Below are 12608 nucleotides of genomic sequence, written 5' to 3' on the forward strand. Positions count from 1 at the left end.
TTGTTTTTTATTTTACTATAAGGTTTATCTATAGTAAAAAGAAATAAAAGTTTAGTTACGACAACCTGTAGAACTAATTTCGACAAGCCTAAATATACGAATAATATATGAGCTGAGGTGTGAAGAATATGTTATAAAATGAAGGGGATAGGGGGTGATCGTATTATTTAAAAAAGAGAAACAAAAAAGCCTTTAAAAAAAAACTGACTGTTTGGATAGGAACAGTCAGTTTTAGCAAAAAAATTATATATGATATAGTTGACTTAAAGGTAAAGATTGTGATGGTTGTATAGCAACTGGTTTTTGATCAATGTGAATTTCATACGTTTCGTGATTCATTTCAATCTGAGGTCGAGCTGCGTTGTGAATTAAGTCTGATTTCTTTACTTCCCGTGTATTTTTTACAGGCATCAAGGCTTTTTCTACTCCTAGTTCTTGTAATCCACCAAAGTCAATGGCTTGTTGAGCAACAAATAAGGCAGAAATTTCTCCTACTACCTTTCCAAAAGTACCCCACATTGGGCGATACATATACGGTTGAGGTGTAGAGATGGAAGCATTCGGATCTCCCATACCCGCATAAGCAATTATGCCTCCTTTGAGTACCATTTCGGGTTTAATGCCAAAGGCTGCAGGTCGATAAAATACTAAATCGGCCATTTTTCCCACTTCAATCGAACCAACATAGTCTGATATACCATGCGTTATCGCTGGGTTAATGGTATATTTGGCTACATAGCGCTTGGCTCTAAAGTTGTCGCTTGTCGTATCGGGATGCAGTGGACCAAAATCTTTTTTCATCTTATCTGCAATTTGCCACGTACGGGTTACCACTTCACCAATGCGTCCCATTGCTTGAGAATCGGAACTCATCATGGAAATAGCGCCCATATCATGTAGAATTCCCTCAGCTGCTATGGTTTGTTCGCGAATACGCGATTTGGCAAAAGCAAGATCTTCTGGGATATTTTTGTCTAAATGATGGCAAATCATCATCATATCCAAATGTTCATCAATGGTATTGATGGTAAATGGATTTGTTGGAGTAGTAGAGGAAGGTAAGATATTGTCATATTCCACTACTTTTAATAAATCAGGCGCATGTCCACCTCCAGCACCTTCTGTGTGATAGGTGTGAATCGATCGACCATTGAAAGAATTCAAGGAGTCCTCAACAAATCCTGCTTCATTTAAGGTGTCTGTGTGAATACAAACTTGAATATCAGCTTCATCAGCAACTTCTAAACATTTATTCAAAACATAAGGTGTACTTCCCCAATCTTCGTGAATTTTCATTCCACCAGCACCCGCTGTGATAATTTCATTTAAAGCCGTTGCACTTGAGCTATTCCCTTTGGCTAAAAAGATAAAGTTTACTGGAATCTTATCCGTTGCTAATGCCATGCGTTGCAAATGCCAAGCTCCAGATGTACAGTTCGTCGCTAAGGTTCCCGCCGCAGGACCTGTTCCTCCACCTACAACAGTTGTTGTTCCCGATTGTAGCGCTACATCAAATTGTTGCGGACAGATGTAATGTACGTGTGTATCAATCGTTCCTGCTGTTACAATTAAATTTTCACCGGCAATGTACTCTGTACCAACACCAACAATCATATCGGGTGAAACTCCATCCATCGTCAAGGGGTTTCCCGCTTTTCCAATCCCAACAATACGGCCATTTTTAATTCCGATATCTGCTTTTACAATTCCCCAATGATCTAGAATAATAGCATTAGAAATAACGGTATCCAGCACTTGATCTTTGGTTGCTAAAGGATGTTGTCCCATGCCATCTCGCACTACTTTTCCTCCTCCAAAGATAAGCTCGTCTCCATAGGTGGTGTAGTCTTTTTCAACTTGGATCCACAAATCAGTATCCGCTAGGCGTATTTTATCTCCTGTTGTTGGACCGAAGTAGCTTGCATATTCTTTACGTGATATTTTTTTCATTTTTACTTCTTCGTTTAGATTAAATAGAACCATTTATTTTACCTGTGAAACCGTGAATGATTTTGTCTCCACCATATTCAACAAGGTCAATGGTTTCTTCAATACCAGGCATAAAGCGAACGGATAAACCGGAGGCAATATCCAAGTGATATCCTTTGGTTTGTTCTCTGTCAAAAGACAAAGCCGGGTTTGATTCATAAAAATGGAAGTGAGACCCCACTTGAACAGGACGGTCCGCTGTATTGATCACTGTGATGCGAATGCGTTTTCTTCCCTCAGATAAAACAAGGTCATCTGTAGCAAAAGCGTAAGCACCTGGTATAGGATGATTAGATGAAGTATAGGGAATTGGGTTGTTGAGGGACACCAGCTTTGTTCCGTCAACAAACATAGCCTCTACTTGTACTTGCTCTAGTAATTCAGGAACTCCTGGCATAACATCCTCACTCGTCAACAATTGATTGCATTCTCCAATTAACTGCTGCACCGTTTTTCCCTCTCTTGCGCCTTCGATGATATGTCCGGATAGATACGCAATAGCTTCTGGATAACTGAGTTTTAATCCTTTTTCTTTTCTATTTTTAGCGATAATTGCCGCAAATAAAAGAAGCATTTTCTCCTTTTCTTGGTGAGTTAAATACATAGTTCTTAAAGTTTTGCACAAAAGTAGTTTCTTTGTTATCCGTTGTAAATAGCTATATCATGCGAATACTTTCCTTTTTCGTACCATGAAAATCTATCGCTTTTTTACTTACCTTTAGGCGTGTTTTTTACCGTATTCACATGAAAGAGATTGCTGCGATTTTATCTAGTTATGATTATAAAAAAAGATACCTTCCGTATCTTGATTTCGCGATATTGAGTAACACAAACTCACTTCAAGTATATAAAATAGAAGAGTATTTAACGGGAATAGTAAAGCCAGTAAGTCCTTATAGAACAGCCTTTAGTTTTATTATTTTCGTTACGAGTGGCGAATTTGAGCAATTGATTAATTTTCAAAATTATCGCATTAAGGCAGGGGAGTGTTTGCACGTAAAGCAAGGAGTCTGGACGGCTACGCAATATTTGTCAGAGGATGTTAAGGGATTCATTATTTTCTATGAGTCGGATATTTTTACGCAGTATTTGTTGATGCACGACAAAAAGGAGGAAATCAAGTACATGCCTTATTATAAGTTAGACTATTACGACAGTCAAGCCTTAACCGCGAGTATGCTTTTATTGTATGGGGAGTTGGGGCTTATTGAAAATAGGCCTAGTATTTACGTGCCGATTTTTTACTCTATATTATCGCGTTTGAATTATTATACGGATAACTATACGTTTAATTCCAGGGATTTAGAAATCGCCTTTAAGTTCAAAGAGTTAGTGATTGAGTCTCATATACGAGAGAAATCAGTAGGATATTATGCACATCAATTGTGTATTTCGGAGAATTATTTGAATCGCTGTATTAAAAAGGTGATTGGGCGTTCTGCTAAGCAATTCATCAATGAGGTAACCTTAGAGTATGCTAAATTACTCTTGCTTAACTCCAATTTGGATATTGCAGAAATAGCGTATGAATTGCACTTTCCATCACCGAGTTACTTTTCTAAGTTTTTTAGAAAAGAAATGGGGATTGCTCCCCATGCTTTTCGCTCTAAAAGGGAATTGCCTTTGGTGTGAGGTTTATCTCATTGGTTAATATTTATCTCATTAGGTTTATATTTTGTATTGGTATTCGATGAATATATCTCACCTATTTTATATTTGTTTTAGTGTTCGATGAATCTTCACTGCGTTTCGATTTTCCCTGCGTTTCGATTTTCACTGCGTTTCGATTTGTGAGGTTTGTGCTTTGTCGTTTGTCGTTTGTTGTTTGTTGTTTGTTGATGAATTTTTCAAACAGTTTAAAACTGGAGATGAACTTCAAAACTTCACAAAAAACAAAAAAGCGACTTCACTTTTTCTTGTGTAGTTTGTATTTTATAGAGAATTCAACTGTTCACAGTTAACTGATTTCTGTTAACCGTTCACCTTTAATAATTCGTCTAATTTTAATATCAAAAGCAGCGTAGAGTAGAGTTACAAACGGACTTAAGTAATTAAAAAAGGCATAGGGTAGGTAGGTTAGTGTTGGAATTCCCAATACCCCAGCATGATAGGCACCACAGGTATTCCAGGGAATTAAAACAGAGGTAACCGTTCCGGAGTCTTCTAAGGTTCTACTTAAATTCTCTGGTGCAAGTCCTTTTTGTTTATAGGCTTCTGCAAACATTTTACCGGGTACAACGATCGATAAATATTGATCAGAAGTCATAATATTAATGGCTAAACAACTGGCTACTGTACTGGCAAATAAGCCAAACAAATTATTAGCGATGGACAATAAGGCCATGGATATTTTTTGCAAGGCTCCAATGGCTTCCATCGCACCACCAAAAAACATCGCACAAAGGATTAACCAAACAGTGTTTAGCATACTTGCCATACCACCTGCTTCAAATAGTCCGTTGAGACTCTCTAAGGGAGATAAAATTCGAATATCGGTTGTTAAGGCTAACATAACCCCTTTGTAGGCATTGTAAAAAGTAAAGGAATCTCCGCCAGCTACACCAACGACAATGGAAGGTTGGAAAATTAACGCAAAAACAGCACCTAATAAAGTTCCAATCAACAAAGCGGCAATCGGTTGTACTTTTTTCACAATAAGCACAATAACCGTGATGGGAACAAGAAACAAAAGGGGCGTAATAGTAAAGGTATCGCTGATGGCTGTTAGGGTTTCTGTGGTATTTACATTTCCATCGGCACCGTAGATAAAACCTAAGATGATAAATAAAATGAGGGTTACAACATAAGTTGGAACTGTTGTATAGAGCATATAGCGAATGTGCGTAAATAAGTCAGTACCTGCCATCACAGGTGCTAAGTTGGTTGTATCAGATAAAGGCGATAATTTGTCACCAAAATAAGCGCCTGAAATCACCGCTCCTCCAATAACTCCTAAGGGCATTCCCAAGGCATTTCCGATGCCAACCAAGGCAATTCCCACGGTTGCAGATGTAGTCCAAGAACTACCTGTTGCAATGGAAATGACAGAGGTAATAATCACACAAGCAGGCAAATAAATCGAAGGGTGTAGAATTTCTAAACCATAGTAAATCATACTGGGAATAATACCACTTAATAACCACGTTCCAGATAGCGCACCAACAAGTAATAAAATATAGATGGCATTGGATGTATCGCGTACATTATTGATGATTTGATCCAGTATCTTGTCATAGGATACGCGGTTGTATAGTCCTACCATAATGGCAATGGCACCTCCAAGAAGTAAAATAAACTGATTCGTTCCCGATAACGCATCATCCCGGAATACAAAAACATTGATAGCCAATAAAACAACGAGTAATACGACAGGAATTAATGATTGTGTTAAGGAAATAGGCTTTGCTTGTTTTTTTTGCATTTCGAATGAGGTTTAAAAAATGAATTAAAAAGTAAAAGTACTTAATTTTGAATGAATTGATTTATTTTACCTCATAAACTGTACCAAAAACAATCCTTGTATCGCGTTTACTTATTTAACTTCCACAAGACAAACAATCTGGATCATCTAAAGAACAAGCAGAGGTAGAGGCTATACCATCAGGAAGGATGCTTGTATCAACGGTAAACTTAATCGCATCAACGGCTGGTCTTGTTCGCAGGTAGTACATTCCCGTTTTTAATCCTTTTTTCCAAGCGTAAAAGTGCATGGAAGTTAATTTATTGATTGTCGGTTCTGCTAAGAAAAGGTTGAGCGATTGTGATTGACAGATAAATGCACCTCGATCAGCAGCCATATCAATGAGATTCTTTTGTTTGATTTCCCAAGCCGTTTTGTAGCGTTCTTTTATCTCTTCCGGAATTTCTGCAAAGGATTGAACAGATCCATTGGCTGCAATTAATTTGTTTTTTAGTGTAGGATTCCATAAGTTGAGCTCAATCAGATCGTGTAGTAAATGTTTATTGACTACAACAAACTCCCCTGAGAGTACGCGACGGTTGTATATATTGCTTGTATAAGGTTCAAAGCATTCGTTATTTCCCAAAATTTGAGAGGTTGATGCGGTAGGCATCGGAGCAAGCAGCAGGGAATTGCGTACCCCATAATCGAGGATATCTTGTTTTAGTTTTGACCAATTCCAACGAGTAGAAGGTGTTACTCCCCATAAATTAAACTGAAAGAGTCCCTCAGCAAGCGGAGATCCAATAAAAGTTTCATACGGTCCATCTGCTTGGGCTAATTCCATAGACGTTTCTAAAGCGGCAAAGTAAATTGTTTCAAAAATAGCTCGGTTGAGTTGTTTGGCTTCTTCGCTTTCAAAAGGTAAACGAAGCAACATAAACGCATCCGCTAATCCTTGAATCCCAATGCCAATGGGACGGTGTTTTAGGTTGGAGTTTTTGGCTTCAGGTAAAGGATAGTAGTTATGATCGATTATTTTATTGAGATTGACTGTTATGATTTTAGTTACTTCATACAGCCGTTGAAGATTAAAAACACCTTCTTCTACATAGCGAGGTAGAGCAATAGAGGCTAAATTACACACGGCTATTTCATTGGAATTGGTGTATTCCATGATTTCGGTACACAAATTAGAACTGCGAATTGTTCCCAAGTTTTTTTGATTCGACTTTTCATTTACTGCATCTTTGTAACACATAAAAGGAGTACCCGTTTCAATTTGCGTTTCTAAAATAGCTTGCCAAAGTGTTCTTGCTTGTATGGTTTGACGACCTTTATTTGCTTCTTCATAAGCTAGGTAACGTGTCTCAAAAGCAGTTCCATATACATCACATAAGTCTTGTACTTCATTGGGATCAAATAAAGTCCAAGTGGCATCTTCTGCCACGCGTTTCATGAATAAATCGGGAATCCACAACGCGGGAAATAAATCTCGAGCGCGCATTTCTTCTTTTCCGTGATTCTTACGAAGGTCTAAAAAATCGAAAATATCCGCGTGCCATGGCTCTAGATAAATGGCAATAGCTCCTTTTCGTTTTCCTCCTCCTTGGTCAACATAACGAGCGGTTTCATTAAAAACTTTGAGCATGGGTAAAATACCATTGGATACGCCCCCAGTACCTTTGATATAACTTCCAGTCGCTCTTATCTGGTGAATGCTTAATCCTATTCCTCCTGCAGATTGAGAAATTAAGGCGCAGTTTTTTAGGGTGTCATAAATGCCTTGAATACTGTCTTCTTTCATCGTTAACAAAAAGCAAGACGACATTTGAGGTTTAGGAGTTCCAGCATTAAACAGGGTAGGTGTAGCATGAATAAACCATTTGTTGCTCATTAAATCATAGGTCTCTATGGCAGCTTCAATATCTGCTTTGTGAATGCCTAGAGCTACTCGCATGAAAAGATGCTGCGGTCGTTCTACGATACTCTGATTTATGCGCAAGAGATAGGATTTTTCCAATGTCTTGAAACCAAAGTAATCGAAGGTGTAATCTCGTTCGTAAATTATGCTGCTGTTTAATCGATCAGCATGTTGTTGAATAATATGATAGAGGTCTTCCGCCAATAAAGGGGCATGTGTTTGGGTTATAGGATCAATATATTCATAGAGTTTTTTTGCTGTTTCTGAAAAGGATTTTAAAGTGTTTTTATGGAGGTTACTCACTGATATTCGCGCAGCTAGAATGGCAAAATCAGGGTGTGTTGTTGTATAAGCGGCTACAGTTTCTGCTGCCAAATTATCTAAGGCTGTTGTGGTGACGTTATCGTATATGCCTTGAATTACTTTTTTACTTATTTCAATAATGTCATTTTCTGTAATTTCTAATCCATAAACCAATTTATGGAGACGAGCTGTAATCTTGTCAAAATGTACAGCTTCCTTTTTGCCATTTCTTTTAATTACTTGCATGGTGTACTTGTTTTATCTGTTGTTGAAGGAAGAGATTCGGTTTAGAAATCCTCGTCTAAAGTGAAGGATACGGGAGATTTATCTTGTTGTATGACGCCTGTTTTCTGGTATTCTCCCACGCGGCGTTCAAAGAAATTTGTTTTACCCTGAAGTGAGATTAATTCCATGAAATCAAAGGGATTGGTGGCGTTCCAAATTTTCGGATAACCAAGTGTAACGAGGAGTCGATCAGCCACAAACTCGATGTATTGGCACATGAGGGTTGCATTCATGCCAATTAAGCGAACAGGGAGGGCTTCTGTAACAAATTCTTTTTCAATGACTACGGCATCTTGAATGATGCGATAAACGGTTTCTTCCGAAAGTTTGTGTTGGATGTGATTGACATAAAGCAAACAAGCAAAATCACAATGTAAACCTTCATCTCTACTAATTAACTCATTAGAGAAGCTCAGACCAGGCATTAATCCACGCTTTTTCAACCAAAAGATTGCACAAAAACTTCCAGAAAAGAAAATGCCTTCTACAGCAGCAAAGGCAATTAATCGCTCTGCAAAGTTTTCACTTTCAATCCATGCTACTGCCCATTGGGCCTTTTTCTGTACACAATCAATAGTATCCATCGCGCGTAAAAGCCGATCTTTCTCTTGGGGTATTTTGATATACGTATCAATGAGTAAAGAATACATTTCTGCGTGAATGTTTTCAATCATAATTTGAAAACCATAAAAACATCGCGCTTCGGCATATTGAACTTCTTGGATGAAATTGAGGGCGAGATTTTCATTGACAATCCCATCACTTGCTGCAAAAAAAGCAAGAACATGAGAAATGAAATAGCGTTCATCTTCGGTTAGTTTGTGGTGCCAATCATTCAAATCTGAAGAGAGATCTACTTCCTCAGCCGTCCAAAAACTAGCTTCTGCTTTTTTGTAAAAATCCCATATATCGTGATGTTCGATGGGAAAAATAACAAAGCGATCGTTGTTTTCTTTTAAAATAGATTCCATCATCATAGCTTTTTGGGTTCGTTCTTTACTATTGCATCTACGAGTGCATGAAAAGTTGGGTCATCTTTAGTGGTATAGTGTGTTCGCTGTAAAAAATCAGCATAAGTAAGCAGGGCTTTTTTAAGATCCCCTTGAATGCAGTCACTTGTTGTGGTTGTAGTTTCAAGTAAGTGAATCAAGAAGTAAATCGCGCGTTTTAGAAAAGCCTGTGCTTTAGGTAGTTCGTTTAACTCTTCATGCGTATTAGCTAAATTGTTACACGAAATGATGTATACCTGTATGACAGGAATCTTTAATCGAACACATTGTTCCCAATGGTTATTTAATACTTCCGCTCGATATAACGCTTCGGTGTATCCATCTAACGCTTCTCGATAGTTTTTCTTGACAAAATTTTCATTGCTAGATAGGGTTAATGTTTTCCAATACCGCTCTAGGTGGTTCATACAGGTATCACTCATTTTATTTTAAGTTTTGATTTGCAAAATCCCAATTCACTACCTCCCAAAAGCTTTCAATAAACTTGGGTCTCGCATTTCTATAATCGATGTAATAAGCATGTTCCCAAACATCAAGTGTTAAAAGAGGTGTTTTGTTTAGGGTTAACGGAGTATTGGCTTCTTTCATCGGAATAATTTCAAGTATTCCCTCGTCATTTTGTGCCAACCAAGCCCATCCACAGCCAAATAGTTTAGCTGCTGTAGTTGAAAACTGTTGTTTAAATTGTTCAAAACTTCCAAAATCACGAAGGATGAGTTCCGCAATTTTTCCAGTTGGATGCTGACCGCCATCAGGAGCTAAACAATGCCAGAAAAAAGTGTGATTCCAATGTTGTGCAGCATTGTTGAAGAGGACAGCATCATGGGTTTTGTATCCGTGTAAAATAAGATCTTCAATTGATTGTTCAGCAAGGGCACTGTCTTTCACTAACTCCTGTACGTTATTTACGTAAGTCGCATGGTGTTTCCCATAGTGATAATCAAAAGTTTCTTCCGTAATTAAAGGGGTTAAGGCACTTTTTTGATACGGTAATTCAGGTAATTGTAAGTTGATTTTCATGGTTTTATCCTTTATTTTTGAGTGTTACAATGAAAGGGTGAAGGGGTAATTTAGTCTATCACCCTTATGTGAGTGAGTCATAACATTGGACAAAGGTATAGTTTATTTAGTATAATAAAAATATAAATTTAGTTTACTCTAAAATAATATTTAGTCTTTGTATTTAAATACCTAGTACATCTTATTTTAGATGGTTGTTTAGAATTTATTGGATGAAGACGGTGTTTTTTATTTTCTATCGGTTAATTTTGTCTTACACTAATTTTATAGGTTATGATAGTTAGAGACAAAAAGCATATCCTTCAAATGCTTTTTATTTGGAAAGGATCTGTTTTGAGAAAAATTGCACCGACTTTGTTGGCTATTTTTCTTTTTTCTTGGTTGGTCTATTGGAGTCATTACTTTTTTCCGGATGTTATTATTCCTTTAAACGTGGGAGCCTTTGCTCTAGTCGGAATTTCCTTAGCCATCTTTTTGGGTTTTTGTAATAGTGCGGCTTATGATCGCTATTGGGAAGGGCGAAAGCAATGGGGGAGTTTAGTGATCCACAGTCGATCGTTGGCTTTTCAATTGCTTCATTTTATCAAAGAAGACGGGCAATTTGCGCTAAAAGATAAGCAAAAGGGGATTCAGCTGATAATTGCTTTTTGTTATGCACTCAATAAACAATTGAGAAATAAAACAGATTTGGCCGTTGTTCGTTCCTATTTAACGGAAGAGATGTATCAAGAGATGATGACCAAGCGCTTTAAGCCCGCTTTTTTATTGAGCGAATTAACCAAATGGGTGAATGAACAGCACCAAGCTGGGCGAATAGACTCCATCACACAAGCGCGCATGGATCAAAATTTAGAACAACTATCGATGGTATTAGGGGCGTGTGAACGCATTGTGCATACCAAAATTCCGTTTGTTTACTTTGTTATCTTACACCGTACGGTTTATGCATACAGCTTTCTACTTCCTTTTGGATTGATTGATTTGATTGTATGGACTATGCCTTTCTTTGTGACGTTTGTCGCCTATACTTTCATCGCTTTGGATGCCGTAGTCGCAGAAATAGCAGAGCCTTTTGGCGAAGAGGAAAACGATTTAGCCTTGGATCAAATGTGTGGCAATATCGCTTATTCCCTTTCGGAAATTTCAGATTTACCTCTGCCTGCCTTGGTCTTGCCAGATGAGAATTATATTGTCAAATAGTAATTTTTATTTATAGTATAAAAAAGCACGCTTAAAATGCGTGCTTTTTTTGTGAATTTCTCATTATCTTATTCTTTTACTGTCGCTTATCTCGTCATTTATCTGTGTATTGTTAAGAAAGAATTAACAATTACAAGCAAAAAAAAAGCACCTTATTCGCATTATTTTTTTTGTATTGTAAGTTATTTTTGCTTAGTTTTTATCTAAAGATATATGGGTGACTTTGAAGTAAATTCATTTTATGAGTTAATAATACACGATTTAGTAAATCGCGGTTACTCCGTGGTCGATTGTTTTTTTACAGAAAAAGAAATAGACCTTTTACGGGCTAATTTTTTTATGAAGCAAGATTTACAGCAGTTTAAAAAAGCGGCCATTGGGCAAGCAAGTGAAGAGCAAATAGTAGAAGAGGTAAGAGGCGATTTTATTTTGTGGCTCAATGAACAGACACCCGATGAGGTAGAGGCGATGTATTTTGAAAAGATGAATGAATTTATCGCTTATGTCAATCGCACTTGTTTCTTGGGAATTAAAGAAGGAGAGTTTCACTATGCCAGTTATCCAGTAGGAACCGGATATCAGCGTCATTTGGATGTATTTCACAAAGATACCCGTCGTACCTTGTCCGTTGTATTGTATTTAAACGAGAATGATTGGACCCCTGCTAATGGTGGAGAACTAGTGCTGTTCTTATCCGACGAAGAAGGAAATGAACGAGAGGAAATCGTCTATGCTCTTCCTGGGCGATTGGTTATTTTTGATAGTAAATCCATCGAACACGAAGTTCGAACGGTACACAAACCCCGCTATAGTATTACGGGTTGGTTGAAAACAAGATAAAGTAAAGCTAGGGAAACCTAGCTTTTTTTGCTTTTTGAGAGCATTGTATTTAATCCGAATTTTTTATTTTTATTGCGGGTATTCCACATACCGCATGTCACCTCCATACAGAAGAAATCGAAGCGCAGTGCAGATTCATCGAACACCAAAACAAAATAATAACTCAGCGAGATAAAATAGTAATTCGATCAGATCGGTCACATCCAGAACGTCTACAATACGATATACTAGTTGGAGAGGTAACCGTTAAACGTCTATTTTTAGAATAGGAATGTTACAATCAATTTTATATTTTTATAGGAAGTTTCAAGTTAGAACTAGATTTTTTGAAACCTATATTTTAAGTCAGATGAAAAAGATAATAATATATTCCTTGCTTTCGTTAGTCTGTTGGTTGTATTACTTTCATGAGCGAAAAAAGGCAAGGAAAAAGCAAAGTGATAACTCAATGAGAGTGTTATTTTTTGGTTATGATTTAAAGATTTTGATTTTTGCAATAGGGACTACGATTCTCGTGTTTATTATGATTGTAGATTATTTTAAAAGTAAAAGTATAGGATGAACGCCTTGTACTCCCACTGAAGTATGTTTTTAATTGATTCGATATGAAAGGCCCCCAAATACTTAATTTGACTAT

Annotated in this window: 10 protein-coding genes; 3 read left to right on the forward strand and 7 right to left on the reverse strand. The window is 37.3% G+C overall.

The annotated features are described in order from the left end of the window. Positions 1-243: 243 nt before the first annotated feature. Positions 244-1950 carry an urease subunit alpha gene (gene ureC / locus FBR08_RS12910; RefSeq protein ID WP_158963099.1) on the reverse strand — a complete coding sequence of 569 codons (1707 nt, stop codon included), beginning with the start codon at positions 1948-1950 and terminating at the stop codon, positions 244-246. A 19-nt stretch (positions 1951-1969) separates the two neighbouring features. Further along, positions 1970-2593, reverse strand: a complete 624-nt coding sequence (locus FBR08_RS12915) for an urease subunit beta (RefSeq protein WP_158963100.1) — start codon at positions 2591-2593, stop codon at positions 1970-1972. 140 nt (positions 2594-2733) lie between these two features. Here FBR08_RS12915 and FBR08_RS12920 point away from each other — a divergent pair, with 140 nt between their 5' ends. After that, on the forward strand, positions 2734-3621 hold the full coding sequence (locus FBR08_RS12920; protein WP_158963101.1) for a helix-turn-helix domain-containing protein: 888 nt from the start codon (positions 2734-2736) through the stop codon (positions 3619-3621). A gap of 325 nt (positions 3622-3946) precedes the next feature. Here FBR08_RS12920 and nhaC read toward each other — a convergent pair whose 3' ends face one another. The 5 genes from nhaC to FBR08_RS12945 form a co-directional block, all read right to left on the reverse strand. Further along, positions 3947-5410, reverse strand: a complete 1464-nt coding sequence (gene nhaC, locus FBR08_RS12925) for a Na+/H+ antiporter NhaC (RefSeq protein WP_158963102.1) — start codon at positions 5408-5410, stop codon at positions 3947-3949. Positions 5411-5525: 115 nt separating this feature from the next. Further along, entirely contained in the window at positions 5526-7862 is a 2337-nt protein-coding gene (locus FBR08_RS12930; protein ID WP_158963103.1) for a ribonucleoside-diphosphate reductase subunit alpha, read from the reverse strand. A 41-nt stretch (positions 7863-7903) separates the two neighbouring features. Continuing rightward, the gene (locus tag FBR08_RS12935) at positions 7904-8875 is read right to left on the reverse strand and encodes a ribonucleotide-diphosphate reductase subunit beta (RefSeq protein ID WP_394350560.1); all 972 of its coding nucleotides are present in this window, start codon (positions 8873-8875) and stop codon (positions 7904-7906) included. Continuing rightward, on the reverse strand, positions 8875-9333 hold the full coding sequence (locus FBR08_RS12940; protein ID WP_158963105.1) for a tetratricopeptide repeat protein: 459 nt from the start codon (positions 9331-9333) through the stop codon (positions 8875-8877). The genes FBR08_RS12935 and FBR08_RS12940 overlap by 1 nt, the downstream gene beginning before the upstream one ends. A gap of 1 nt (position 9334) precedes the next feature. Beyond that, positions 9335-9931, reverse strand: coding sequence for a superoxide dismutase (locus FBR08_RS12945; protein WP_158963106.1), 597 nt, complete (start codon positions 9929-9931; stop codon positions 9335-9337). A gap of 273 nt (positions 9932-10204) precedes the next feature. On the opposite strand from FBR08_RS12945, the gene FBR08_RS12950 reads away from it, so the two are divergent. Continuing rightward, the gene (locus FBR08_RS12950; protein ID WP_158963107.1) at positions 10205-11131 is read left to right on the forward strand and encodes a bestrophin family protein; all 927 of its coding nucleotides are present in this window, start codon (positions 10205-10207) and stop codon (positions 11129-11131) included. A 213-nt stretch (positions 11132-11344) separates the two neighbouring features. After that, positions 11345-11971 (forward strand): 2OG-Fe(II) oxygenase, encoded by a 627-nt coding sequence (locus FBR08_RS12955; protein WP_158963108.1) that lies wholly within the window; start codon positions 11345-11347, stop codon positions 11969-11971. Positions 11972-12608: the final 637 nt, after the last annotated feature.

Source organism: Myroides fluvii (genome assembly GCF_009792295.1).
Lineage (GTDB): Bacteria > Bacteroidota > Bacteroidia > Flavobacteriales > Flavobacteriaceae > Flavobacterium > Flavobacterium fluvii_A.